Annotated in this window: 20 protein-coding genes; 13 read left to right on the top strand and 7 right to left on the bottom strand. The window is 61.4% G+C overall.

The genetic code is table 11. The features are described 5' to 3' along the window. Positions 1–78: 78 nt before the first annotated feature. Both CAP2UW1_RS22300 and CAP2UW1_RS22295 read left to right on the top strand, forming a co-directional pair. A complete protein-coding gene (locus CAP2UW1_RS22300; RefSeq protein ID WP_012806707.1) occupies positions 79–3,036 on the top strand; it encodes a DUF1156 domain-containing protein in 2,958 nt (985 codons plus the stop codon). A 12-nt stretch (positions 3,037–3,048) separates the two neighbouring features. Further along, a complete protein-coding gene (locus CAP2UW1_RS22295) occupies positions 3,049–6,342 on the top strand; it encodes a DEAD/DEAH box helicase (protein WP_012806706.1) in 3,294 nt (1,097 codons plus the stop codon). A 208-nt stretch (positions 6,343–6,550) separates the two neighbouring features. On the opposite strand, the gene CAP2UW1_RS25840 is transcribed toward CAP2UW1_RS22295, so the two are convergent. Beyond that, entirely contained in the window at positions 6,551–6,706 is a 156-nt protein-coding gene (locus CAP2UW1_RS25840; protein ID WP_012806705.1) for a hypothetical protein, read from the bottom strand. Further along, positions 6,707–6,976 carry a type II toxin-antitoxin system ParD family antitoxin gene (locus CAP2UW1_RS22290; protein ID WP_012806704.1) on the bottom strand — a complete coding sequence of 90 codons (270 nt, stop codon included), beginning with the start codon at positions 6,974–6,976 and terminating at the stop codon, positions 6,707–6,709. It lies immediately after the preceding gene. Between the two features lie 171 nt (positions 6,977–7,147). On the opposite strand from CAP2UW1_RS22290, the gene CAP2UW1_RS22285 reads away from it, so the two are divergent. From CAP2UW1_RS22285 to CAP2UW1_RS26295, 3 genes are all read left to right on the top strand, one after another. Beyond that, positions 7,148–8,308, top strand: coding sequence for an AAA family ATPase (locus CAP2UW1_RS22285; protein ID WP_012806703.1), 1,161 nt, complete (start codon positions 7,148–7,150; stop codon positions 8,306–8,308). Further along, positions 8,301–10,646: a S8 family peptidase gene (locus CAP2UW1_RS22280; RefSeq protein ID WP_012806702.1), complete on the top strand. Its 2,346-nt coding sequence runs from the start codon at positions 8,301–8,303 to the stop codon at positions 10,644–10,646. The genes CAP2UW1_RS22285 and CAP2UW1_RS22280 overlap by 8 nt, the downstream gene beginning before the upstream one ends. Positions 10,647–10,877: 231 nt before the next feature. Further along, positions 10,878–11,063: a hypothetical protein gene (locus CAP2UW1_RS26295; RefSeq protein ID WP_012806701.1), complete on the top strand. Its 186-nt coding sequence runs from the start codon at positions 10,878–10,880 to the stop codon at positions 11,061–11,063. A 241-nt stretch (positions 11,064–11,304) separates the two neighbouring features. On the opposite strand, the gene CAP2UW1_RS22275 is transcribed toward CAP2UW1_RS26295, so the two are convergent. Both CAP2UW1_RS22275 and CAP2UW1_RS22270 read right to left on the bottom strand, forming a co-directional pair. Then, complete coding sequence (locus CAP2UW1_RS22275; RefSeq protein WP_012806699.1) at positions 11,305–11,733, bottom strand: putative toxin-antitoxin system toxin component, PIN family; 429 nt, start codon at positions 11,731–11,733, stop codon at positions 11,305–11,307. Continuing rightward, the gene (locus CAP2UW1_RS22270; RefSeq protein ID WP_012806698.1) at positions 11,730–11,996 is read right to left on the bottom strand and encodes a ribbon-helix-helix protein, CopG family; all 267 of its coding nucleotides are present in this window, start codon (positions 11,994–11,996) and stop codon (positions 11,730–11,732) included. The genes CAP2UW1_RS22275 and CAP2UW1_RS22270 overlap by 4 nt, the downstream gene beginning before the upstream one ends. 267 nt (positions 11,997–12,263) lie before the next feature. Here CAP2UW1_RS22270 and CAP2UW1_RS24230 point away from each other — a divergent pair, with 267 nt between their 5' ends. From CAP2UW1_RS24230 to CAP2UW1_RS22230, 8 genes are all read left to right on the top strand, one after another. After that, on the top strand, positions 12,264–12,839 hold the full coding sequence (locus CAP2UW1_RS24230) for a PDDEXK nuclease domain-containing protein (protein WP_012806697.1): 576 nt from the start codon (positions 12,264–12,266) through the stop codon (positions 12,837–12,839). Positions 12,840–13,162: 323 nt separating this feature from the next. Further along, positions 13,163–13,504 carry a type II toxin-antitoxin system RelE/ParE family toxin gene (locus CAP2UW1_RS22260; protein ID WP_012806696.1) on the top strand — a complete coding sequence of 114 codons (342 nt, stop codon included), beginning with the start codon at positions 13,163–13,165 and terminating at the stop codon, positions 13,502–13,504. Next, positions 13,504–13,785 (top strand): helix-turn-helix domain-containing protein, encoded by a 282-nt coding sequence (locus CAP2UW1_RS22255; RefSeq protein ID WP_012806695.1) that lies wholly within the window; start codon positions 13,504–13,506, stop codon positions 13,783–13,785. The genes CAP2UW1_RS22260 and CAP2UW1_RS22255 overlap by 1 nt, the downstream gene beginning before the upstream one ends. A gap of 676 nt (positions 13,786–14,461) precedes the next feature. Continuing rightward, positions 14,462–15,442, top strand: a complete 981-nt coding sequence (locus tag CAP2UW1_RS22250; RefSeq protein WP_012806694.1) for an IS110 family transposase — start codon at positions 14,462–14,464, stop codon at positions 15,440–15,442. Positions 15,443–15,493: 51 nt separating this feature from the next. Further along, positions 15,494–15,811, top strand: coding sequence for a DUF1016 N-terminal domain-containing protein (locus tag CAP2UW1_RS22245; protein WP_412566884.1), 318 nt, complete (start codon positions 15,494–15,496; stop codon positions 15,809–15,811). Between the two features lie 411 nt (positions 15,812–16,222). Then, positions 16,223–16,522 carry a type II toxin-antitoxin system TacA family antitoxin gene (locus CAP2UW1_RS22240; RefSeq protein ID WP_012806692.1) on the top strand — a complete coding sequence of 100 codons (300 nt, stop codon included), beginning with the start codon at positions 16,223–16,225 and terminating at the stop codon, positions 16,520–16,522. After that, complete coding sequence (locus CAP2UW1_RS22235; RefSeq protein WP_012806691.1) at positions 16,523–17,044, top strand: GNAT family N-acetyltransferase; 522 nt, start codon at positions 16,523–16,525, stop codon at positions 17,042–17,044. It begins immediately after the preceding gene. A 57-nt stretch (positions 17,045–17,101) separates the two neighbouring features. Next, positions 17,102–17,764: an SDR family oxidoreductase gene (locus tag CAP2UW1_RS22230; protein WP_012806690.1), complete on the top strand. Its 663-nt coding sequence runs from the start codon at positions 17,102–17,104 to the stop codon at positions 17,762–17,764. A 439-nt stretch (positions 17,765–18,203) separates the two neighbouring features. Here CAP2UW1_RS22230 and CAP2UW1_RS22225 read toward each other — a convergent pair whose 3' ends face one another. From CAP2UW1_RS22225 to CAP2UW1_RS22215, 3 genes are all read right to left on the bottom strand, one after another. Continuing rightward, positions 18,204–22,163, bottom strand: coding sequence for a DUF4365 domain-containing protein (locus CAP2UW1_RS22225; protein WP_012806689.1), 3,960 nt, complete (start codon positions 22,161–22,163; stop codon positions 18,204–18,206). Between the two features lie 248 nt (positions 22,164–22,411). After that, complete coding sequence (locus tag CAP2UW1_RS22220; RefSeq protein ID WP_412566883.1) at positions 22,412–23,074, bottom strand: hypothetical protein; 663 nt, start codon at positions 23,072–23,074, stop codon at positions 22,412–22,414. A gap of 973 nt (positions 23,075–24,047) precedes the next feature. Continuing rightward, positions 24,048–24,305, bottom strand: a complete 258-nt coding sequence (locus CAP2UW1_RS22215; protein ID WP_012806684.1) for a hypothetical protein — start codon at positions 24,303–24,305, stop codon at positions 24,048–24,050. Positions 24,306–25,305: the final 1,000 nt, after the last annotated feature.

Raw genomic sequence — 25,305 nt, 5'->3', positions numbered from 1 at the left:
AGCACTCGACAGGCGGTTTGAGCTGGTTTGCGAGGCACAGCGAGGGCTTGGTGCGCTGATTTCCGAAGCGGGTGTGCGATGACCCGCCGTCTGATTGAAACCTGGTTACCAATTGCCGCGCTTGGCATCGAAAGTCTGCGCGAGCGGACGCCGATGACGCCATTTCCCGCACCCAACCGTCTGCACGTGTGGTGGGCACGTCGACCCTTGGTGGCTTCTCGGGCGGCCGTCCTCGCATCACTGCTGCCGGTGGATGCGGACCATGGCAAGTTCCTGCATATGTTGGGAATACATGGCGACGCGGCAGCTTCACGCCGTCGTATTGATGCTGCCCGCCGCAAAGGTGAGCGATTCGAAGGCCAGGCCTACAGCTACTCCCGTGCATTTACCTATGCTCCGAGCGACGCAGACAGGAGTTGGGCTCGAACGGGATACGGTCGATTGGGACTCGACCAGATTGCAGTCCTTGATCCAACCGCGGGAGGCGGGGCGATCCCTTTTGAGTCAGCGCGTCTTGGGTTTGACACTTTCGGTAACGACCTCAATCCGGTCGCAGCCCTGATTGAACGCGCCACAATTGAGTTGCCGCTCAAGCACGGGCTTGCAGTGCTGCGCCAGTTCGAGCGTATTGCATCTGAGTACATCGAGAGGCGGGAGAAGCGCTTGTTGCCGTTTTTCCCGCCCGAACCTGCGGAAAACGCGATCCCGACCAATTTCATCTGGGCGCGAACGATCCGCTGTCCTCATTGCGAGGGTCTTGTCCCGCTCTCGCCCAACTGGCGACTCGCCCCGGATGGTACGGGGGTCCGCCTGCTGCCGGACAAGGGCAAGGGACCTGGAGACAAGACCAGACATCTGCACTTCGAAATCGTCAGCACCGCCAAGGAGCATTCGACAAGCACAGTCTCCGGTGGTGACGCCACCTGCCCTTTTGACGACTGCGGGCGATTGATCGCTGGCGACCATATCAAAGCCGAAGCTCAGGCGGGGCGAATGGGTCAACAGCTTTACACCGTGGTCTTCAAGAAAAAGCTGATCACCGGCCACACGAAAGCTGGCAAGCCCAAGGAAAAGTGGGTACGGGGTTACCGTGCGCCTCGTCCGGAAGACGATGTCTCGGAGGCAGTAGCCGATGCCTTGACAGAGAAGCTCCCCGACTGGGAGGCTCTGGACATGGTTCCTACCGAAAGAGTGCCGGAAGACATTAACGATGACCGTCCGATACAGTACGGTATGCCACTGTGGCGTGACCTGTTCTCGCCGCGGCAACTCCTTGGCCACTGCACTGCCGTCGAAGTGTTCCGGGAACTGATTGTTGAGGAAAAGTCATTTGGTCGGTGGAACGAATGCACGGCGGCGGCGTTCTGCTATCTCTCTTTCTCACTCGACAAGCTTCGCGACTACAACTCGCGCATGTCCCGTTGGCACGTCAATCGCGAGGTGATGGTCAACACTTTCGATCGTCACGACTTTGCTTTCAAATGGTCCTATGCGGAGATGCCCCCCCTAATTGAAGGCCTCGGCTATGACTGGGCGATCGAGCAAACGGCAAAATGCATCGGTGAGCTGGTCGCGCTCACTCGTCCCGATGCCGGCGCCACGGCGAGTCCTCAAAGCAAGTTCAACTTTGACGGCGCACCGGCTTTCACCCCTCCTCCCGTCACCCTCACCTGCAAATCCGGCGACAGTCTCGACCATATCGCCGATGCCAGCATCGACGCGGTGGTGATGGACCCGCCGTACTACGACAACGTGATGTATGCCGAGCTGTCGGATTTCTTCTACGTCTGGCTCAAACGCACCGCCGGTTACATCTACCCGGAATTGTTCCGCCGCGCGCTGACCGACAAGGAAAACGAAGCGGTCGCCAACCCGGCCAAGTTCAAGGGCGAAAAGGGCGCCAAGGCTTTGGCCGGACGCGACTACCAGCAGCGCATGGCGGCCATCTTCACCGAGATGCGCCGGGTACTGAAGCCGGACGGCATCATGACGCTGATGTTCACCCACAAGGCGACGGGCGCCTGGGATGCCCTGACCAAGGGACTGATGGAAGCGGGTTTCGCGATCACTGCCTCGTGGCCGATCAATACCGAGGCCGAAGGCAGCCTGCACATCAAGGACAAATCGGCTGCCAATTCGACCGTGTTCCTGGTCTGCCGCCCACTGGCGCAGCCGGGTGCCGACACCCGCTACTGGGAAGACGTGGAGCCCAAGGTCCGTGCCGCCGTACGCGAACGCATCGGCGTTTTTCAGACCGCCGGGATTCGCGGCGTCGATCTTTATCTCTCCTGCTTCGGTCCGGCGCTCGAAGTGTTCTCGCAGGCCTGGCCGCTGGTTCGCGGCACCCCTCGGCAGGACATCGAGCAGTCGCGCCGCAAGCGCCGGCAGGCGGAGATGTTCGACGAGGCCTACGACCCCTTCGCCGTCACGCCGGAAGACGCACTCGTCGCTGCACGCACCGAGGTGAAGCAATGGCGGCTCTCGCAGCTTGCGCACGTTCGCCGCAATGTCGAACTGGACAACCTGACGAGCTGGTTCGTGCTCGCCTGGGACGCTTTCGAAGCACCGATCTTCCCGTTCGATGAGGCCAACAAACTCGCCAAGGTGTGCGGCGTGGACCTCGACCGTGACGTGGTCGGCCGACTGGCCGAGAAAAAGGGGGCCGACCTCGTGCTCTGGGACAGCGTCACCCGTGCCGCCAAGGGTTCGCTCGGCCTGCCCGATGGTCGCGACTCGATGATGGACGCCCTGCACCAGTTGGCCAGGACCGCCCGCACGGCATCGCTCGAATCTGCCAACGAACTGCTCGCGAAACACGGACTCGCCGTGGAACCGGCCTTCCTCACCGCGCTCGAAGCGGTGCTAGAAGTCCTCCCGGTGGGGTCGATCTGGAGCGGCTTCGATCTTCCCGACGCTGCCAAGGGGGCCGGGGCCGACTTCGATGCCCTGGAAAACCTGCGCCGCCTGGCGCTTGCCGAGAAGGTGGCCGAACCCGAGCAGTTGAAGATCTGGCAGCAGGAAGAATTGACGGTCTGAGCGAAGACGACCATGCCCTTGCTGACCGACTTCGACTGGCAAAGCAAATACGACCACGACCATGGCTCGCTGATCGAGCAGTTCTATCTGCGCGCACTCGCCTGCGCTCAGCGCTACGATCGGACCACCGGCTATTTCACGGCGACCGCGCTGGCGATAGCGGCGCGCGGCCTGGAAGGCCTGGTGCTGAACAACGGCCGGATGCGCCTGGTGGTCGGTTGCACGCTCGATGAGCCCGAGGTGGCGGCCATCGAGCACGGCCAGTCACTGAAGGACACCGTCGAAGGCCGGTTATTGAAGATGCCGCTCGCCGGCAGTTCGCCAAGGGAACAACAGGCGCTGGAACTGTTGGCGTGGATGGTGGCCAGGGGCTACCTCGAAATCAAGGTCGCCGTTCCCTGCGACGACGATCGCAACCCGGTAGCCACGCAGGCCATTTTCCACGAGAAGGCCGGCATCCTCGAAGACAAGACCGGCGCCAGGCTGGCTTTCGCCGGCAGCGTGAACGAAACCGCCTACGGCTGGCTGCACAACTGGGAGAGTTTCCATGTCTTCTGCGACTGGGACGGCGGCGCCGGGCACGTGGACGCGGAAGAGAAGAGTTTTGCCCTGCTCTGGGCAGACCGGGCCAGGCGCGCACGGGTACTCGATGTACCCGCCGCGGTGCGCGAAGAGTTGCTACGCTTTCTCCCGCGCGAAGCCGATGAACCGGAACGGGTCAAGCGCGCTCGAAATGGCGACGCTGTTCGAGATTCAACCGCCGATGACGAAACGGACCAACGGAGAAGCACGCCGCAGGCCACTTCCGTCGACGAGCGACGGAAGGCGGTGTGGCAACTGATCTGGTCTGCACCGCGGCAGCCCGGTGGCGAGCGTATTGCCGAAGCAACCAGCGCCGTGACCCCCTGGCCGCATCAGATTCTGACCTTTCAGCGCATGCTCGACCACTGGCCGCCCCGTCTGCTGATTGCCGATGAAGTGGGGCTGGGCAAGACCATCGAGGCCGGACTCGTGTTGCGCTACGCGTGGCTTTCCGGGCGCGCGCAGCGCATCCTGATCATGGCACCCAAGGCGGTGATGACGCAGTGGCAAGCCGAGTTGCGCGAGAAGTTCAACCTCAACTGGCCGATCTATGACGGCAAGCGCCTGAGCTGGTATCCCTCGCCGCTGCTGCGGGGGAAATCGGAAAAGGAAGTCGCGCGCGACGAGTGGCATCGCGAGCCTTTCGTCATTGTCTCCAGCCACCTGATGCGCCGGCGCGACCGCCAGAACGAACTGCTCGAAGTGGCCGACCCGTGGGATCTCATCGTTCTCGACGAGTCGCATCATGCGCGCCGCAAGAGCCCGGGCGCCGCGCAGGAAGGCCCGCCCAATCTTCTGCTGAAGCTGATGCAGCGTCTCAAGGAGCGCACCGACGGCTTGCTCCTGCTGACCGCGACACCGATGCAGGTGCATCCGGTCGAGGTCTGGGACCTGCTTTCGTTGCTGGCCATGCCGCCGGCCTGGTCCCGGCAGGGCTTCCTCGAATTTTTCCGGAAGTCGGGCAGCGGCAATCCGTCGCACGAGGATTTCGAGTTTCTCGCTGCCCTCTTTCGCGCGGCCGAAGCCGCTTTTGGCGAGGTGTCGATCGAGTCAGCCGTGCGCCGAGCGCCTGAGCGCAGTCTGCTCAAGGCGAAACGCATCCTGCGCTCGCTGCGCGACGCCGCCGCGACACCCAGGCGGCAGCTTTCCGCAGAAGAGCGCCGCAGTGCGGTGGCCATCATGCGCGCACACACGCCGGTGGCTGGTCTGGTATCACGGCACACGCGCGGCCTTCTGCGCGAGTATCACCGGCGCGGCCTGCTCAGCACCCCGATCGCCACGCGCGAGGTCGTCGACGAGTTCCTCGACATGGCGCCGGCCGAGGCTGCGGTCTACGATGCGCTGGAAGCCTACATCTCGACGACCTACAACAATGCCCAGGAGGAGCGGCGCACGGCGGTCGGCTTCGTCATGACGACGTATCGCAAACGCCTCTCCTCCAGCTTTCATGCCCTGAAGATGACTCTTGAAGAGCGTCTTGCGGTGGTGCGAGGACAGGCCGGCCTGCCCTTCGACGAACTACGTTCAAGCGAGGACGCCGAAGACGACATCGACGAGTCCGGCGACGCGGCCGACGAGGAGGCCGTCGACCGGCAGAAACAGGCTGCGTTGCAACTCGAAGAACAGGGCGACATCGAGACTTTGCTTGAGCAGGCGCGCAGACTACCGGTGGACACGAAAGCCGTGCGGCTCGCCGAGGTGCTCCAGGCCCTGCAAAGAGGCAGCTATCACGCCATGGACGATTCGCTGCTGCCCGCCTTTCCGCAGGCGATCGTGTTCACCCAATACACCGACACGCTCGATTACCTGCGCGATTTTCTCAAGACACAGGGATTCTCGGTTCTCTGCTACTCGGGGCGTGGCGGCGAATGGCTACAACCCGACGGCAGTTGGAAAAGGCTGACCCGCGAGGAGACGAAACGGCGCTTCAAGCGACAGGATGCGCAGGTCCTGGTGTGCACCGATGCTGCCGCAGAGGGTCTGAACTTCCAGTTCTGCGGCGCGCTCGTCAATTTCGATTCGCCCTGGAACCCGATGCGCATCGAGCAACGCATCGGACGCGTCGACCGCCTTGGCCAGCAGTTCCCGCGCATCGCGATCGTGAACCTGATGTACGAGGACACCGTCGAGACCGACGTCTACCGTGCGCTGAGATCGCGCATCAGTCTCTTCACCTCGGTCGTCGGCCCGTTGCAACCGATTCTCTCGGCGATGCCTGCCCGGATCGCCGAAGTCGCCCTGATGAGACCTGAGAACCAGCAACAGGCCAGGGCGAATCTTGTCAGTGAGCTTCAGCAGGCGGCCAGCCAGACCCCGGCAGACTCCTTCAACATCGACGAAGCCATCGAAGCGGCGCTTGAAGAGCCGGAACGTGCGCCAGCCCCGTACGGGCTCGAAGAACTCGGCCATCTGCTCGACCACCCGAAGCTTCTGCCACCCGGCGTCGAAGCCCAACGGGTCGGCACGAAGGAGGTCTTCTGGACGCAGCCCGGAGCGCCGCGTATCAGCGTCACCACCGACCCGGACTTTTTCGAGGAACATCCGGAATCGGTCGAGTTCTGGACGCCGGGCAGCCCGGCGTTTCCGGAAGACAGTGGATCGGGGGTTCAATCGGCTGATGGGGAGACACTGGCTACCCTGATTCGCGCGACACGGGATCTTTCAAGTCGCTTGAGCAACCGTACGACAGAGTGTGCGCTGCAATCGGTCAATGCGGTACTCTGAGGAAACTCAAAAAAGTCAATGAAACTCGTGGGCGGCAAGCCCGGTTCTTCGGGCTATCCCCCGGACCGCTGGCTAGCTGAGGCGCTAACGTCGGAAACGCGGCGTCCAGCTTTCGGTTGGGGCGGTACTCGTATCCGTGTCGGAGGCAGTGGCCAAAGGCGAGTTGCGTCCCCTGCGTGACCCCTTCAATGGCGATTAGGACAAACGCCTAGCTGCTTCTTCCGTTCCACTGCACCCCAAACACCAATTTCCGGTCAATGGTTCCGATGAAGGCGTCCGCGTTGCCCTCGCTGTCTTCGGCGATGTACTCCCATATTTCGCCAAGTTCGATTCTGGCGCGTGGGCGTTTGAGGATGACCGGCATTTACGTATCTTGGCCGGCAGGAACGCGCGCGGTTCTTCTCTTGCGGCCTTCGCGTTTGATTTCCTCGGGGTCCCATGGCGTTGGCTCGCCGCTATCGAGGCCGTCGCGGAGATCCTGCCGCAACTGTTCGAGCTTGGCTGCCCGCACGCGGCCCTGTTCGTCCATGACGCGCAGCGCCTCGCGGACAACCTCGCTCGCGGAGGTGTAGAGGCCGGATGCCACCTTCCGTCGGACCATTTCCTCAATCTGAGGGGTGAGATTGACGTTCATTGTCTAGCAACCCCTTGTCTGTCGTAATGATTTTTGACCGTAGCATAGTTGTCATGGCACAGCAAAGCTTGACAAGAAATTGGTGAGGCGGCCCGGCTATTTCCTGGAATGGAAAGGCGTCAACGTATCGGAAAGCTTGACAATCGAATCATGAATAGGCACAATCGTTTCATGAATACCGATATCCGTTTCATTAATGAGCTTGTTCGTATCGTCAACGGCGCACTTCGTCTTGACGTGGACAAGGTTCGCAATTACACTGCGTTCCTCGCCGAAAAGCTTGAAACCGCCGGCGAGAAAAGCTCGGCCGATCGGCTGCGAAAGCTGCTCGAAGAGACCGACAATCAGTTACGCCCAGCCGATGTCCGCTTCTCCACAACACTGCCCGTCGATGCGGAAAGCCGGTTTCCCCTCATCGAGCACATCAAGCTGAAGACGCTGCAGGAGCCGCCCGTTCAACTCTTGCAGTCACAGTGGGATGTGGTCAATGAATTCGTCAGCGTAGCGAAAAGCTACGCCTTGCTTGATACGACCGAGCTGTCCGGCGCGCTGAGCTTTCTCATGTATGGCCCTCCGGGCACGGGAAAAAGCCGCGTGGCGCGCCATATCGCCAAGGAGATCGGACTAGAACTCTACGTCGCCCGCCTGGACGGCCTGATCTCGTCCTACCTCGGCAGCACGTCGAAAAACATCCGCGCACTGTTCGACTTCGCCGCGAAAACGCCCTGCGTGCTATTTCTGGATGAGTTCGATGCGATTGCCAAGCTGCGTGGCGACAGTCAAGAATTGGGTGAGCTGAAGCGGGTGGTCAACAGCTTCCTACAGAACCTTGACACGCTTGGTCGGCAATCAATCGTCCTGGCTGCAACCAATCATGAAACGCTGCTGGACACCGCCGTGTGGCGCCGCTTCACCTACCGTTTGGCGTTGCAGCTCCCTTCATCGGAACAGCGGGAACACATGTGGGCCGATTTCATCGAGCCCATCCACTTCTCGCCGCGGGACCTTACGGTCCTGGCAGATCTGTCCGAAGGTTTTTCGGGTTCGGATATCCGCGAAGTCTGCGCTCGCCTGAAGCGTCGGCACTTCTCTACGGGCAAACCGATCTATCTCAAAGACGCATTCCCGGTCTTGCAGAACCTGGCGATTGGGGCGGAAGACGGCGCGCGGTTCATTGCGCGGCTCGCCAACAAAGAGGCGCCGGACATTGTGGAAGCGCTAAGGGAACGGGATCAACGCTTGTACAGCTTCGCCATGCTTGGAGAGCTGCTGGGGCTGTCGAAGGCAACTGTACACAGAGTGTCGAAGCTTGAGGGCGAAGAGCGTGGCTGACGAGACCCAACGGAATGCGCGCAACGATCGCCTGCCGATCAAACTGATCATGCCCAAGCAGGGAACCGAGCGTCGCGTGCTGGGGGGTGGCACGCCGCCGGCGCCGTTTCGTGATGTTGACCTGCAGTACCGCAATCGGCTTTCCAACCAGATCGGCGCCATTCAAGAAGCCCTCTTGCCGCAACTCAAGATGACGCGGGCGGCGCCGGTACGCGTCAAGATCATGTCGAAGGCGGCGGCGAAGAGCCACCGACCGGAAAAGCTGTTCTCCGACAAGTCGTGTCCCATCATCGGCGCGGGCCGCCTTGGCGAGCTGTTCATCAAGGCAACGCCGACGGGACTGGAACAGCTAACTCAAATCATCCAGAACAACACATCGGATCAGATCACCAAGGAACTCTCCTGTATCGAAAGCATTGAAGCGGTGACGCCGGCGTCGCGTCGCCATGGCCTGGGTGCCGAGGACATCCTCTGTCGCAGCCCGCGCCGTCGCAACGGGTTCATCACCCGCGTCCGCTTGTTCAGTTTCGGCGCCGATGATGATCACCCGGCGCTGGTCGCCAATTTCGAGTCCGTGTGTAGGGAACGCGGTATCAAGCTCGATCAGCGCGGATATTCAGAACGTAGCTTCATCTACGCGGCGGAGTGCCAAACCGTCGCCGATGTCGAAGCGCTGTCGCGTATCATCGGCGTGCGCTCCATCTCCCACATGCCGTTGGTACGCACGATCCGGCCGCGCATGATGAACCAGCAGGCCCTTCCGGCATTGCCAACACGGGATGCCGCCGATGCGGATGTTCCGGTCGTTGTCGTAGTGGACGGCGGCATTTCGGATCAGATTCCGGCGCTCAACTCATGGGTGGTTGGCCGTGTTCGGGACGTGTCGCCCCCCTATGATCAAAACACGGATCACGGAACCTTCGTTGCCGGCCTTGTCTGCTGGGGCCGCGAGCTAAATCCGACAGTTGGTGGCCTTGATTCGGGTGCCTGCGCCGTGTTCGATCTGCAGGTAATTCCGAACGACGATCCATCGCGGGGCGAGACATCTGCGTTGCTTGAATCGGAGCTGCTGTCCTCGCTGGAGTCGGCGCTCCAGGAGCATGCCAACAAGTACAGGGTCTGGAACCTCTCTTTGGGAACCGACGCCATTTGCTCGCTGGATGAATTTTCTGAGTTGGCTGAGGAGCTGGACAATCTGCAGGAGAAGTACCAGGTTTCTTTTGTCATCAGCGCCGGCAACTACGCCACGCTGCCGCTCCTGGACTTTCCTCGCACTCCGGGGCAGATCGAGGTCGGCCGCATTACATCGCCGGCCGACAGCGTATTGGGCATCACGGTCGGATCAGTATCCCATGTCGATTACAAAACCAACGGGCCAAGACAGCATCACCCTTCGGCCTTCTCGCGTCATGGTGCTGGCCCCAATTACATCATCAAGCCCGACCTGGTGCACTACGGCGGATCGTGTTCGACCGACGCCGCGCATGTGCATGGTATTCGGTCCGTCACGGATTCCGGCCTGGCGGAAGACCTTGGCACGAGCTTCGCCACGCCCTTGGTTTCGCGGACGCTGGCGCAGATTTATCACCAGATCACGCCGACCCCGTCACCGGTGTTGGCTCGGGCATTGCTGACCCACCATGCGCGCGACCCCCGTTCGGGCACTCGCGTCCCGGACGGCGAGGAAAATTTCCTTGGATTTGGTCTGCCGGCGGCAGTGCCGTATTGCCTTGAATGCACGCCGCACACAGCGACGCTGGTGTTCGAAGACACGCTTCGGCCCGGCTATTTCCTGGAGTGGGATGATTTCCCTTATCCGCCATCGCTGAAGCGGAACGACAAGTATTTCGGGGAAGTTTGGATGACGCTCGCTTTCGTGCCAACACGGGGCGCGCGCTGGGGTTCCGAGTATTGCGAGACCCATATCGACGCTCACCTCGGCGTCTACCGTGACCGTGTATCGCGCACCACCGGCGAGATTAAACGGATGTTCGCGGGGCTTGTGCCTCCTGAACACCGCAACCCCGGCCTGCTCTATGAGGCATACCAAGTCGAAAAGATGCGGAAGTGGGCGCCGGTGCGCACCTATCACGGGCGTCTAAACGAAAATGGCGAGCGAGGCAACCGCTGGCGTTTGATGTTGAAACTGCTGACACGACACGGGATCGAGAAGGATGAAGCTGCGTTCAAGCCGCAACCGTTTTCGCTGATCATCACGATCGCCGACCCAGAGAAAAAGGCGTCGGTCTACGACGAGGTAGCGCAGATCGTCCGAAACAGGTTCCAGGCCCAGAATCTAACGATCAGGGCGCGCGCGCGCGTGCAGGGCAAGGCGTGATGCGCGCCGGCAGGAGTTCGCGCCGAAGATGGCGCTGTAGATCAAAATGAAAAGCCGCTCTTAGGACTGGACTTCCTGAGAGCGGCTGAGACAGGCCACCGATCCCGGAGAAACCTGTCGCCTAACGTTGGACGTAGACGCTCGCACGATACAACTTTGGTGCGGGTTGGCCAATAGCGGTTTTCGATGTACCGGGTTGTACCACTGCCTTTTTCTCGAAAGGAGATTGATATGGCAGCAGCGAAGAAGCCCGGTCAGAGCACCGGCAATCAGGGTGGGATTTACCAAGAGGTTGGGCCCAAGGGCGGCAAACAGCCGAACTACACAACGGTAGCGGACAACCGCCCGTTGCCGCCCACAACCAAGCCAGGTCATGGCTGGGCACCCGTGAAAGTGACCCCGAACAGCAGCCGCTGATCGGTTTCAGGGGGGCGATTTCGATCGCTCCCATTTGATGTCCTGAGCATCACACGCAAGACGGTATTCATGGAGCGGCCGCTCACGCATTTCAAAAAATCTGGTCATCCGCCCCCCGGCGCTCAGCGAAAAACGTCGCGGTGTTCATGGCCGCCCGCTTCTCGGCGACGCACGGTTTGGTCGAGCCATGCCTTTCAGTAAAGAGCTTTTGCATGGGTTCGATACGCCGCCTTGGCCAAGCTCAAACGAATGGTGCTCGGTCGTCACCGTGGACCGTCCACGGCATCGCCAGAAATGTCGCCGGCGTCACGATGGCAATGCCCCTGAACGGATGCAACGACAGGAGGTCCTTGTCGCCCGTAACCAACACGTTGGCTGAAGCGGCGATCGCACAGCCAAGCACGTGATCGTCATCGGGGTCGCGCGAGGCTTGAACGGCAACCGGCTCGCACCAGATAGCCCCTCCCCACAAGTGTGCGCAGGCATGTGCCACCCGAGAAGAAGGCCAGGCAAATTTGCGCTCAAGCGTTTCGACAAGTTCGGCCTTCAGCGCGTGGGAGATCGCGACGCGGAAGGGGGTGGTGATCGCTTTAATGAGGGCGGCCTGCGGCACACCACCGAACACGAGCGCCGAAACATAGACGCTCGTATCGGCAACGACGACCGTCACACCTTGGTCTCGGGACCGCGGCCAGCGCGCTCGCGACGCACTTCGTGCACAGCCTGGTCAACATCGGCCTCGGTCAGGCCAAGTTCGGCAGCTTTCGCCTGGCCGAAGGCATTCATTTCAGACCACCAATTCTTGCGCTCATAGTCACGCAGGGCTTCGCGCACCAGCTCGCTCATCGTGCGGTGTTCGCGCCGGGCGATCTCCGCGGCTCGGGCGAGCATTTCCGGCGGCAGAGTGATCGAGAGAGTTTTGGTCGTTCGCATGGCCCTAAACTATCGATCTTGCTTAGTCGTGTCAAGCACGATTGGACAATATCCAAGGTTCCAGTGGTTGGGAGCGAGCCGCACGCGAAAGCCCGGTGATCGGTGTGGCGGGTCGCTGATGCCAGGGGCCAAGCATCTATAGTTCACCCGGACAGCCGATCTCCGTCTCCATCGGCAGACTGGCGCGATGTACGGCGCAGTCGTTCTTCGCGCGTCGTATCATGCCGGCTGGCCGACCTTGGGGAGGCGTGCCGGGTCGATCCCGATATGCGCGGGCTTTCCCCTCGCAACATGAAGTACATGCCGGCGTTCGCCGAGGCCTGGCCGGAAAGCGAGTGGTACATCCGCAAGACCACCGAAAACGGCTGGAGCCGGTCGGTGCTCGAACTCCAGATCGAGACTGCAGCGCACCGGCGCGTTGGCGCCGCGCAAACCAACTTCGATCGTGCGCTGCCGTCGCCACAGTCCGACTTGGCACGCGACATCCTCAAGGACTCGTACACCTTCGACTTCCTCGGGATCACGGACGCGTCAAACGAGCGCACCATCGAAAAGGCACTCGTGCTGCGCCTGCGAGACTTCCTGATCGAGCTCGGCGTCGGTTCTGCGTTTGTGGGAAGTCAGAACCGTCTTGAGGTGGACGGTCGTAACGGATGCGCGCGCCTTGTTGTTCTGCCTTACTCTATTTCGCACGGATCGCCGATCTCCATCCTCGGCAGCAGCCTCTGCGCGATGTATGGCGAAGCCGTTCTTCGCGCTTCGTGCCATGCCGGCTGGCCGACCTTGGGAGGCGTGCCGGGTCGATCTTTGGGGTATGGAAAATTCCCCCGGGCGCTGCCGTAAACCCGGAATGCGCAGCCCGACGGCGCTACCGTCGCTCAACCGAGCGGCCGCCTGGTGGACAATTCCAGATCAAGTGACTCGCCGCAAACCATGACCCCCCAAGCAAGACAAACCTCATCCCTACCGACTACGTCGCATGGCTTGCGGAGTTGAAGGCCACCATCCGCACGGAGAGGCTCAAGGCCGGTCTCGCCGTTAACCTGGAACTGGTCCTGCCCTATTGGGGGTCGCTTCAGAAAACGGAAAGTAAAGCACGATAAGCCGGTTGCCTGCTCCATTGGACCTGATACCCGCTTGCCGCGGTATACAAAACTTTGTATAGTATGAGCACGACCGATCCCAGACCTGTCGAGTTCCGGGGCAGTTCCCTTGATGAGCTTCGCGCTTTTCCGCTTCCGGCCAGGCGCGAGGCTGGTCATCAGCTCGATCAGGTTCAGAACGGCCAGGAGCCTGACGACTGGAAGCCCATGAACACCGTCGGCCAAGGTGCGAAGGAAATTCGGATTCGTGACGCAGCCGGGACGTTCCGGGTCATCTACGTTGCCAAGTTCGCTGATGCCGTCTATGTGCTTCACTGCTTCCAGAAGAAGACAGAGAAGACCAGCAAAGCCGATTTGGATTTGGCCTCGAAACGTTACCGCGACTTGTTGAAGGAGCTAGGCTAATGAGCAACCAACGATTTGCTAGCGTCTGGGATGCCATCGAGGACACCCCGGAAGAAGCGGAAAACATGAAGCTACGTTCCGTTCTGATGACGGCGCTGAAGAACCACCTTACCCGCACCGAAATGAGCCAGGCGCAAGCCGCCAAGCTCTTGGGCGTGACTCAACCGCGTGTTTCTGACCTGATGCGCGGCAAGATCAACCTGTTCGGCCTTGATGCACTGGTGAATATGGCGACGGCTGCCGGACTTCACATCGAGATGCGGGTACTCGAAGCCGCCTGACCTTCGCTAAACTCGCCGTTCTGCACCGCTTCGAGCGAGAACGGTTTTCGAGCACTCCCCAACCACACTCAACCGGCTTTGCCATCAGACTTTTGGGGGCGTGGGAATTTTCCAGGGCTCTGCCGGAAACCCGGAATGCGCCGCCCGACGGAGCTACCGCCGCGCAACAGTGCAGCAGCCCGGTGGACAATTGCAGATCAAGTGACTTGCCGAAAACCATAACCGCCAAAGCATGACAACCCTTGTATGCTTTCTTTCGTGGCTTTTGGCTCATCTGGGAGAGGGCGGGAAGGAATGGCTGGAAGGGGGTCAAGAGAACCGTGGAATAAATGCGAGAGAGGTTTTTTCTCTCGCGTTTATGCCGCGAAAGTCTCTTGACGCCCTGTAAGCCAAGTACGCTGGAGGCAGGGGCTGGGGAGGGGTGTATCATCCCCAGCCCTGCCTCACGGCGAGTGCGGGGTTTGGGGCAGAGCCCCAAGGTGTGGGTGACGGAGAGCCGCATGAATGTTGTCGAGGAGAGTTCGGAAGGCCAGGCATAGCCCGATGTCCCTCTGGGACCTCAAGCCCGTGGATGAGCACTTGGCATGCTTGGTCAGCCGTTTGTCTGGATACCGAACAGTTGCTTGTTGGCGCGTGTCGCAAGAGCGTGACCTCGTATTTGCAAGGATGGCTATAGATGAACGTTCCGGAATTGATTTTCCCCGGCATTGATGTTGCGAAAGACACGCTCGAACTTGCTCTGGACGACCAGTCCAAGACCGAATGCATCGCCAACAGCGGGAAGGAGATCGGAGCCTTGGTGAACCGGCTGAAGCTGCTTGCGGAGCGAATTGGCGTGATCCTGTTGGAGGCCACGGGTGGCTATGAGCGCCCAGTGGCAGCGGCGCTCTGTGCGGCCGGTCTGCCGGTGATGGTGGTGAATCCACGGCAGGCGAGGGATTTCGCGAAATCAATGGGATACCTCGCCAAGACGGACGCCATTGATGCGCGAGTGCTCTCGCACTTTGGGAGAACGCTGCACCAGTCCGCGCAGCGGGAGCGGCTGTTGATGAAACTGCCCGACGCCAACCAGGAGGCACTGGAAGCCTTGCTGGTGCGCCACAACCAGTTGGTCGCCATGCGCGTGGCGGAGGCAAACCGCTTGGCCACGAGCCATCCGTCGCAGCACAAAAGCATCAAGCTGGTACTCAAGATGCTCGATCGGCAGATTGCGCTGATTGACAAGAACATCGATGGCATGTTGAAGGGACATTTTGCTCAGAAGCTCGCGTTGTTCAAGGATTTCAAAGGAGTCGGGCCCTGCATGCAAGCGGCTCTGATGGGCGCCTTGCCTGAGTTGGGGCAACTCACCCATGCGCAAATTGGCAAGCTGGTCGGCGTGGCTCCCTTGAACGCGGACAGCGGTCGCCACAAGGGCAAGCGCATCACCTGGGGGGGTCGCGCGACAGTGCGTACCACTTTATACATGGCGGCCCTGAGCGCCATACGGTACAACCCGGTGATCAAGATCTTCTACGAACGGTTGCTCGCCAAAGGCAAGCTCAAAAAGGTCGCCTTGGTCGCTTGCATGCATAAGATGCTGACGATTATGAACGCGATCGTCAAATCGGGTATCCCCTGGAATCCAGAACACCCAAACGCCCCTAAAAACGCTTGACTTGGAACACAGTTGCTCATCCCTCCCGACTACGCCGCATGGCTTGCGGAGTTGAAGACCACCATCCGCACGGCGAGACTCAAGGCTGGTCTGGCCGTTAACCGGGAACTGGTCCTCCTCTATTGGCGCATCGGCAAGGAGATTCTCGAACGGCAATCCGCCCAGGGCTGGGGGGCGAAGGTCATTGACCAGCTGGCTCGCGACCTCCGTGTCGAGTTCCCCGACATGCGCGGGCTTTCCCCTCGCAACATGAAGTACATGCGGGCGTTCGCCGAGGCCTGGCCTGAAGAAGGATTTGTGCAGCAAGCTGCTGCACAAATAACTTGGTTCCACAACTGCATTCTTCTCGACCAAGTCAAGGACGGGTAGGCGTAAGGGCGACCGGTGGGGAGGGGAATCAACCGGCCTGCACAACCCCCGCGGGGGGCGGAAGCTCGGGGATACCCCGCCGGCCGGCGGAGCTTTACTCTTGCACCGCGCCTGGAGCAGCGTCCAAAAGAAGGGCCACGCTTGATGGCGCAGCCATGAAGCTGGGCGGTCGTCGATGCGGGGCAGGGCGCAGCCGTGCCCCGTCACCCGGCGTGAGCGAAGCTGACGCCGCTCACTGGCTTTTGCGTCAGGGATCGTTACCGGATGGCCGGGACTTCAGGCCCGGCCCGCTGGCGCGTAGCGCGAGCGGGGACGCCCAAGAAAGGCCTTGTTTGTTCCGTACGTTTGCCGTACATTAAGAGAGCTTTCGCTTGCACGGGCGACGGCAAGCAAAAACACGGGAGAAGGGCCATGCAGACCAGCGATCCAGTCACCGACGACAAGACGCGCGCGGCGCGCCTGGAAGCCCGCCTGTCGGTCGAACAAAAAGCGGTGCTACAACAGGCTGCCACGCTATCCGGGCGCACCCTGAGCGAATTCGTCGTCGCCAGCGCCCAGGAGGCTGCCGCGCGCATCCTTCGGGAACACGAAACGATCCGCCTGAGCCGGGCCGAGCAGATCGCGTTCGTGACCGCTTTGCTCGACCCGCCCGCGCCGAATGAGCGTCTGCGCCAGGCCGCAGCGGCCTACCGCCAGCAAATGGGGCGGTGATTGTCGGCCCCGGCGACCCCGCATCGCATCGAGCCCCTCGGTAAGGGCCATGACCGCGACAGCTTTTGCTGCGGCAGTGCGCCGCTGGATCGCTACCTGCGCCAGCAAGCCCGCCAGGACGCCGACAAGCGCGTCGCCGCGCCCTTCGTTCTGATTGAGCCGCCCGCCGCGCAGGTGCTCGGGTACTACACGCTGTCCGCCTCGACGGTGGACGCCAGCGAATTGCCCGATGCCTTGACCAAAAAGCTGCCGCGCTACCCGCAACTCCCGGTGACGCTGCTTGGTCGGCTGGCCGTCGATCAAAGCATGAAGGGCATGGGCATGGGGGAATTCCTGCTCATGGACGCCTTGCGCCGCAGCGTGGAAGCTGCCGCGAACATCGCGGCCATGGCTGTCCTGGTGGATGCCAAGGACGAAGCAGCCGAAGCCTTCTACCGCCATTTCAGCTTCCTGCCGCTGCAACAGCGGCCCGCGCGCCTGTACCTGTCGATGAAAACCATCATCGCGCTGTTCGGCGACTGACAGGCTTACGAAGGAATCCTTACGCCTATCCAAGCCGGATCGAAGAGGAGGGACGGTATGGGTGTTTCAGTCGTCACAGGTGCCAATCGTGGAATCGGCCTTGAGCTCGCGCAACAGCTCAAGGCACGTGGAGCGAGCGTGGTTGCGGTATGTCGCAAGGGTTCGCCGGAGCTTGACGCGCTCGGGGTGCGTGTCGAAAGCCAGATCAACCTGACAGAGCGTCTGGCATGGTCCAAGATCGCCGAACGGCTCGCGCACGACGAGATTGACCTCCTGATCCACAACGCCGGCGTGCTCATGGCCGACTCTCTCGAAGAGGTCGATCCTGACGAGGTGCGCGCGCAGTTCGAAGTGAACGCCGTAGCGCCACTTTTTCTCACGAGGGCCCTCGCCTCGCGCCTGCATCCGGGCTCGAAGGTCGCGCTCATCACCAGTCGCATGGGCTCCATGGGCGACAATACCTCCGGGGGCTACTACGGCTACCGAATGAGCAAGGCCGCGCTCAATGCGGCCGGTGTCTCCCTCGCCCACGACCTTAAGCCGCGAGGGGTCGCTGTGGTCATCTTGCATCCAGGGTTTGTGCGCACCGCGATGACCCGCGGCCACGGCCAGATCGATCCGGACGAGTCTGTTCGCGGGCTCTTGCAGCGCATCGACGAACTGAAGATCGAGACCACCGGACGATTCCTCCACCAGAATGGCGACATCCTGCCGTGGTAAGACCGTGCCACAGCCCCGCGGCGGTATTGGATGCCAAGTGGAAATCTCTGGTCCGCTCACGGCCAGGAGCCGACTGTCGCTACCTCTTCTCCAAAGCGATCGGTCGTCAGAAACGATTTCCAGAAAGCCGTCATTGGCGTAGCGTCGGTGACGTCGCCACCTCAACGGCGGCTTTGTGGTTGGAGCGGTCGTCGGGGTATAGTTTCGTGAAGGCAGCACCCGGCCAGAAGGAGTCATTCGACCACTGAAGCTGTCGGGCCGCTCCAGACTGGAGGCAGTCACTCGCACCAGCGGAGCAAACGTCAGCAGACCCGCCATCGCCGGTCATTCAACGACGGGCGTCGCCAGCGACTGTTCAATCCTCTATTCGGCGCTATCGCGCTATGCCAATAAAGGCCTGATCAGGCGGCCGCTTCCCGCAGTGGGCCGGAGTCTTCATTCATTTGCGCGCTGGGATGTAAGCGGCGGAGAAGGCCTCCCACGCATTGGAAATCAAGTCGAGACCCATCATAAGCCGCTCGCCGATGGTCGTTTGCGGAGTGACGCGTTCCTTGGTCATCCTCTTGTCCAAAGCGCCCGCTTCTTGCGCGACTCGGGCGAGCGCGAGACCGTAAGCCTTCGAGTCCGGCGCACCGTGCACCGCCTCGACTACGCCGAAGTAGACGTTCCAAAGCCGGCGGGCCGCCTGGATTGGCAGCTTTCCAGCCGCCACGGCATACACGGCGATGTGCGCCGCCAGCTGCAGCGCGGGAAGTGGCATGTCGGCCCTCGCGGTTGCGTGGTCGATCCATACCGCGACAAAGGCGCCGATGGCGATGTCCGGCACGGCGGGGTCCTGAACCAATAGTCGGACGACAGCTCCGACGTGATTGAGGACGCCCATGAAGTCCGTGCCCGGCCCCCACATGCCTCGGGCGAGCGACATGAAGGGTGCGATACCGCGAAGCATCGCAGCGGCCTCCAAGACGCGGGGCGCGAGGCGAACCGTTTCCGGGATGAGAGCCAGCTGATGCCTCAGCTGGATTTGTATGCCCACGTGCCAGTCGCAGAGTTGCGCGAGTTTGGTCGCCACTTCTTCCGTGGTCAGCAGACCGGTCTCCTCCAACCCGCAGAGCAGGTCCAAGGTGCACATTCCGTCAGCGGCGAACTTGTCCTCAAATATCCACATTCGCAGCATGGCGTCGTCGGAGTAGACGACGTAGTTGCCAGTGCGGGCAAGGCTTTTAAGTTCGCGCGACGAGCTCGGCAGGTGCAGTTCGTCGTCCGAAGGCGCTCCGTGGGGCTGCAGGATCTGCGCGAGGCGTGGCCTGAGGCGATCCTGCACATCGATGCACCGCTGCCGGAAGATGCTTCCAGAGAACGCCTGCGACATTTTCATCAGCTCGCCCAAGGTCTCCTGGGAGATTGCGACCTTGGGGAAGAAGTCGAAGACCTTGTCGAGCAGTTCGAGGTCTTCGAGCACGAACAGAGTGAGCAGATCGAACAGGGGTGTCCTCGAACGAAAGGAATCGGCTGGCCGCTGCTCCCACTGCTCGCCGATCATGTTCAGGTGGAACTTCTTCTCGTCGACCGTTGACCGCTTCGCCAGATCCCAGAGATGTGCCACGTCCTGCACACTGCCAAGCGCGAAGCGTGGACGCCACGCGAAGGGCAATGGCAACTCGCCGCTTTGAAGCTGAGCTTCGAGCCGCGCTCGTTGTTGCTCGCGCTCTTCCGATACTCCAATGGCGGACTTCATTGAGCGCAGCATCTCCTCCGCGCCAGCCTCAGCCGGGAGCTCGACTCGGCGAAGAATCTTCGATTGGGGGAACCGTTCGAAGAAGGCGTTCGTGCGGGCTTGGAACTCCTCCTTGCGCGCATCGCTCAACACCGCCGTCTCGAAGCTTGTTGCGGCGATGACCATGCAAAGAAACACCCCTTCTTCCACCTCGTCGTCGCTGGACGCGAGCGCTCCCATGCGAAAAGCTAGGTCGACGAGCCGGGGGCTGGTGGGGTTCGCATGCTGCTCAAGGTTGAACAGCATCCGGACGCACTCGACGCGCCGTTCCTTCGACTGTGCGCGCTCCAAGATCAACTCAGCTGCCGCTTTGGCCTTCTCAGTGAACCCCCAGCGAACCATGATGTTCACGTACGTGTTCAAAGCGAGCCCGTCCTCAATGCCGCCTTCGAGCATGCTCTCCAGGATGGACCTCGCCTCGTCGGACCGGCCCAACTGGTCGAGCGCTAGCGCTTGGAACGCTTTGATCCGACCCGTGACGTCAAACTCTCGGCTGGCCTCCTCGCACAAGGCGAGCAGATCGCTCCACCGCTTCCCGGTGGCCAAGGCGACCCCAATCCTCACAGCGATCATCGGGGACAGCCGAATCATCGAGCGCAAGCGCGTCGCGACGGCGAGAAACTGCTCGGCCTGCGTCTCGGAACCGGGGTCCAGCTCTTCGAATAGGAGCAACGTGGTCGGTTTGGGGTGCCCAAGCTGCTCGTCGACGCGGGCGAGATCAGTCAAAGCCTCGCGGCTTTGCAGCTGGTTCCTGCGCCGTGCGAGCAAGTGGTCCAAGGTCGCGGCATGCGCTTGGCTTTCCGCATCTCCAGAGCGCAAGATGTCGAGCCAAGCCTCGACCAGAGGATCCCTAGCCATCACGTCGGCCGACAGGGCCGCCAGCACCAAGACGTGTCCGAATAGCTGGTGTGAGCGACCGACTGTGTCGATGTTTGCCGCCATCAGTTCGACGCAGTCGCGGTGCTTGCCGAGCTCATGCAGAAACGAGACGCGGCGCAGGACTTTCATGTTGCCGTCGGGCAGCCGGCTGTTCGCTTCCAAGGCCGCCTGGAAATCGCCGCACTGGGCCGCGAGGGTCTCTGCTGCCGACTGGAGCTCGGCTTGCTGCGGCCGCTGCCGCGCTGCGGCCAACACCCGGGCGAGAATCTGCTCCTGCTTGCCAAGCATGCTCGCGGTGGCGATCCAGAGGTCGATCACGAACTCGGCGTTCGACACCCATCTGATCTCCTCCATGGCGGAGACGGCCTCTTCGATGTCGGCCCACGCTTCGCGTAGCGCGGCCGCGTCGACCCCGATGGGGCCCGAAGGAGGAAGGACCTCGTCCTCCGAGTGCTCGCCGCTCGATTCCTCGACACGCGCGCTTCTCAACGCGATGTTGAACCGCGCTCGCGCCCGCAAGATCAGGAACAACAGCCTTGTCGACTCCCGTTTTTCTTCCAAGTCGATGCCGTCGATGCACGCTTGCAGCGCCTGGTCGGGATTCGAGAACATGGTCTCGACCACTGCCCGCGCCGCGAGGCTCTCAGTGCCTTCGAAAGTGTCAAGAAGCGCGATGGCTTCGGCGTGCTTGCGGCTGGCGGCGAGGAGGCGGGCCTTGACGCCGAGCAGCGCCGGGTCCGCGTCCGCTGGCAGGGCCTCGAGCACGTCCGAATAGTCCTGGCCTTGGTCGTTTCTGAACCCCCGGCGCATCTCGCTCTCTGCCCAGGCTGCCCAGTATTTGGCCTGCGGTTGCGTCTCGGCGGCACTTTTGAACGCGCGGGACGCGCCTTCGTCGTCGCCTCGGACGAGGCGGAGCCGGCCGGTCAGGTGCCAGTATTCCGCTTTCTCCATCGCCGACGCAGGCTCAAAACGCTCTGAGGCCTGACGGAGCAGGTCCGCGCACTTGTCCACCTCGCCTGAGGCCACGGCGGACTTCGCTTCCGTGAGCAACCAGGCCAAGCTGCCGCGCGGTGGGTTGATCCAAACGTCGGTGGCGGGCTCCGCCAGGGCTTGGGCGAAGACGATGCTGCGGGTGCCAATGTTTCTGGTGATCGCCTCCACCATGACGACTCGATCCTCCGAGCCGAGCGACGGGTCCATCCCGGCTACGCTGGTGTCCAGCGCATGCCCCACTCGAGAAAGGCGATGTCGCTTCTGGACCTCGTCGACCAGATCCGTCGTGCGATCCAAGACGTTGGCCGTCGGCACGCGAATCGCGGCCTCCTTCTGCTCCAAGGAGACGGAAGCGATCTGAATACGGTCAAGCTCCTCGCGAATCCAGACGTAGTGAAGCGGGCACTCGCGGGGCTCCTCTGGATCAACGCTCAGGTCGCATAGAACCAGAAGGACGGGCTCGTCCGTGTTGTCGAAGTAGCGAAGCGTCGTGGTAGAAAGGTTGATGGAGAGGAAGCTCCCGTCTGCACTGCGCAGCGGCGAGCGCGTGCCCTTGAGCTGGAGGCGGAAGGGGTGGACGACCTGCTGCTTCACGCTGATTTGCACTTGTAGATCAAAGCCGAAGTCGTTGACGCCACCAAGCTCCGTGAGCTGCCAGCCCTTGGGCCGCTTTGCGCGCAGACAGTCGTAGGCGTCTTGTCCGATCTCTTGCGAGTCGCCGGTCTGCGGCAATCCTTTGTCGTGTGGCATGTGGGCTTCCGTCCCTGATGAATTCCAAAGAGGCTCTAAACGATTGCCTTGCTCGTCACCTACCCTCCTGAAGAGGAGTCAGTTCACCCACCCCGCCATCAAGGAACGCAGGGCAGGGTGCGCTCCAGCGAGGCCGGCGCCGCCGAGGAGGGCCGCGACCAGCACGATGCGAACGTCGCGAGACATCAACGCGAAGAGGCGGTGGCGATCGTTTTTGAAGCACTCATAAGGGTTGCGGCCGCGCGGTATCACTTCGCCCCCTTGTCCAAAGCTTCCGACTTAGCGGTGGCGGCTTTCTCGGCCGCTTCCAAAGCCTCCCGGTGCGCGGCCCAGTCCCCGGCCGCGCCCACGTCGGCAACGCGCTCGATGAATCGCCCGTATAGGCTGTCTTGGATTTGGCCGTTGCGACGCATCATCTCCACGGCGATGTTAGGGTTCAGCAGCAGGATGAAGTGGAACTCGCCCGACGGGCCGGGCTTGGTGCGGATGAACCCGAGTTCCCGCAGGCGACGCATGCGCTTGCGCCAGGTGTCGGTCGCGCGTTCGCCGGTGAAGCCGGTCTCGGCGGCGAAGGTCGCCGGGTTCTCCACGATCACCAGCGGGTTGTCAGGGGCGCGCGCCCACAAGCAGAACAGGGCGTGGCCGGCCGGCGCGCCTTTGGAGGTCTCATCGATGGCCTGCATCGCGATGGGCAGGGGGCGCGGCACCGTAGTGAAACCGTCGTTGCTCTTGCGCCGCCACAACAGCGTCTCGGGCACGTCCGGGAAATGCAGCGCGAGCTGCTGCTGCGCGCGCTCGGACATCTTGAGGCGCCGGGTCTGGGATTGCTTTGAGTTGGCCATGCTGGACTCCGTTTCTGATGGCAGAAGTATCCTTCTGTCGTCGAGCCATTGCAACAATTCAATTTGCATCAATCCAGTGCAACTCAAGTATCTGAATCCGATTCAGTCGGTGGCTCAGGTTGCGCATAAAACATGGAATTCCATCCTAGGAGTTGCGCCAGATTTCGCGACAAATCTAGAAATATTCGCTCATAATCAATTGCTTGCGGCAGCATTGCGGTGCTCACCCTGCTGATGTGCTGGTGTGCTGCGGTGCTGCTGTGCTGCCGGTGGGGTTTGCAAAGGGGAGGGCCGCGCGCCCTTCGCGCCGCAACTGCTCACGCAGCTTGGCGGTCTGGCCGCCGATGCAACGCATCCGCTCATGAACTTGCGGCGCGGACGACCTACGCCCACCGCACCTAATTCATACGTCACTTGTGCGCGCCGCACTCCTGGCTGAACGACCGCAACCGCTGCGTTGCTGTCATTGGGGCAAAAAACTTGACCGGCTGTTATGGGTCGGAAGCGGACCCAAACGTCAAGACCTTGCTCCTGCTGCTTCCAGTGAAGCGATCGCGGCAGCGGGTGCGACGCCGATGGCCTCGCAAGCGGTGAGACGGGAAGCACGCTGCTCTCCACCGCTTGTCCGGCGCGGGGAGTGTACAAGGCGTTGCAGACGCCCCAGCGTCGCCAGCATCTCCGCGATGCAGTGCGCCTGGTGACGATACTGGTTGATCTCGCTCTCAACCTCGGTTGCCAGTGCGTCGTCCCGTCCCGATGCGTGTTGGAGCAAGTCTTCCACGGAGCATGACAATTCAAGCTCGTCGGCGTCGGCACGACCGCTGGATCCTTGCCGTGGGGGCGACTCCTCGCTGTTTAACCCGTTGCCGGTGCCGTCGATACCATACCAATCGCGGACAATTGCATCGCCGCACCGGCAAACCCGTAACCGGAGAGCAGGCTCCCGGCTTCTTTCGGCGTCTGGATCCTCGCGGGCATCCAGCGCCTGCAAGTAGCGCTTCTCGAGACCGGTGGCTTGCTCGAACAGCAGATCCAGCCGACCTTACCCGAGCGTCAGCCGAAAACCATCGTGCGGGTAGATCTCTTCTGAGGTGTCCTCAATAGTCATGGCGCCGAGCATCAGGCGAACCTTCGCGAGCATGAAAGCCGACAACGCGGCACTGTTCTCCAGGACCAACTCTTCGCCCGCTTTCATGGCCTGAACGAGCGGGCCGTAATGGAACGACAGCCGCTGGCCTTCCCAGCATTGAGTCCCGATGAGTTCATCGAGATCAGTATCGTTGGTGCACGCGTAGATCACGTTATTCCTCCAGAGAGCAGAAGGTCTTGCATTGATTAACGGACGATCGCAGGAAGAAATTGAGTCGGAATCTGAAATTGAGGTCCAATTGACTGAATCAAGACTCTCTGGTGGACTGCCTCGCCCGGAGCATCCTTCTGCGAATGGACAACCGAGAATGGAACGTGCCTGACGATCTGGAAGCGATCAGGCTGGCGGAGACGGTGGTACCCGCGACACCGGGCTGGCGTCAGACTGCTTTAAGAATTCTTGAAGCGATTGCGCATCGTGCGAGTTGAGGGAGTCTTTGGTGGTTTGGGCGAACCCGTCAGGTGGGAATGTCATCAGATACATTTTCTTGAAACATTTGGAGTAGCCACGACAAGGCGTGGGTTGACGTGGTTCGAGGCCTGCAACGTGCCATCGCTGACCTGAGGATGATCGCGTGAAACCTGCTCACGTTACTGCCCTTTCTTGCTCCATGGTCGATTGCAGATTTGCGCAGGTTGGACAAGAGTGCGCAGCACTGGCGTTGCCGGTGCCGAATCCTCTCTGGTCTGGTAGACACGGCCTCCGATCTGGCCAGGATGGCCCATCTATTCCCTAGCGGTGGGTTCGGCGCGATGTATGGCGAAGCCGTTCTTCGCGCTTCGTTCCATGCCGGCGGGCCGACCCTGGGAGGCGTGCCGGGTCGATTGACGCTTGACTCCGCAAACGCGCTTGATCTGGCGAGCCACAAATCGTCTGCAGAGAATCTTCCCGCTGTACAATTCCGAATACATATCCGATCGTCGTCAGCATCAGACTTTTGGGGGTGTAGGGATTTCCGCATGAGTCACCGAAAGGCTGAGCGTACCGCCCAACGAGCTACCGTCGCGCAACAGTGCAGCAGCCTGGTGGACAATTCCAGATCAAGTGAATCGCCGAAAACCATAACCGCCAAAGCATGACAACCCTTGTATGCTTTCTTTCGTGGCTTTTGGTTCATCTGGGAGAGGGCGGGAAGGAATGGCTGGAAGGG

It is taken from the genome of Candidatus Accumulibacter phosphatis (assembly GCF_000024165.1).
Lineage (GTDB): Bacteria > Pseudomonadota > Gammaproteobacteria > Burkholderiales > Rhodocyclaceae > Accumulibacter > Accumulibacter phosphatis.
Note: the sequence above shows the minus strand (reverse complement) of the source record. Positions and strands in the feature narration are given on the sequence as shown.

Coding starts and splice junctions, on each gene's coding strand:
- CAP2UW1_RS22260 (WP_012806696.1), top strand. CDS start 13,163: ATGAGCACGACCGATCCCAGACCTGTCGAGTTCCGGGGCAGTTCCCTT.
- CAP2UW1_RS22225 (WP_012806689.1), bottom strand. CDS start 22,163: ATGCCACACGACAAAGGATTGCCGCAGACCGGCGACTCGCAAGAGATC.
- CAP2UW1_RS22290 (WP_012806704.1), bottom strand. CDS start 6,976: ATGAACGTCAATCTCACCCCTCAGATTGAGGAAATGGTCCGACGGAAG.
- CAP2UW1_RS22220 (WP_412566883.1), bottom strand. CDS start 23,074: ATGCAAATTGAATTGTTGCAATGGCTCGACGACAGAAGGATACTTCTG.
- CAP2UW1_RS22285 (WP_012806703.1), top strand. CDS start 7,148: ATGAATACCGATATCCGTTTCATTAATGAGCTTGTTCGTATCGTCAAC.
- CAP2UW1_RS22240 (WP_012806692.1), top strand. CDS start 16,223: ATGCAGACCAGCGATCCAGTCACCGACGACAAGACGCGCGCGGCGCGC.
- CAP2UW1_RS22250 (WP_012806694.1), top strand. CDS start 14,462: ATGAACGTTCCGGAATTGATTTTCCCCGGCATTGATGTTGCGAAAGAC.
- CAP2UW1_RS22300 (WP_012806707.1), top strand. CDS start 79: ATGACCCGCCGTCTGATTGAAACCTGGTTACCAATTGCCGCGCTTGGC.
- CAP2UW1_RS26295 (WP_012806701.1), top strand. CDS start 10,878: ATGGCAGCAGCGAAGAAGCCCGGTCAGAGCACCGGCAATCAGGGTGGG.
- CAP2UW1_RS22230 (WP_012806690.1), top strand. CDS start 17,102: ATGGGTGTTTCAGTCGTCACAGGTGCCAATCGTGGAATCGGCCTTGAG.
- CAP2UW1_RS25840 (WP_012806705.1), bottom strand. CDS start 6,706: ATGCCGGTCATCCTCAAACGCCCACGCGCCAGAATCGAACTTGGCGAA.
- CAP2UW1_RS22255 (WP_012806695.1), top strand. CDS start 13,504: ATGAGCAACCAACGATTTGCTAGCGTCTGGGATGCCATCGAGGACACC.
- CAP2UW1_RS22295 (WP_012806706.1), top strand. CDS start 3,049: ATGCCCTTGCTGACCGACTTCGACTGGCAAAGCAAATACGACCACGAC.
- CAP2UW1_RS22270 (WP_012806698.1), bottom strand. CDS start 11,996: ATGCGAACGACCAAAACTCTCTCGATCACTCTGCCGCCGGAAATGCTC.
- CAP2UW1_RS24230 (WP_012806697.1), top strand. CDS start 12,264: ATGCGCGGGCTTTCCCCTCGCAACATGAAGTACATGCCGGCGTTCGCC.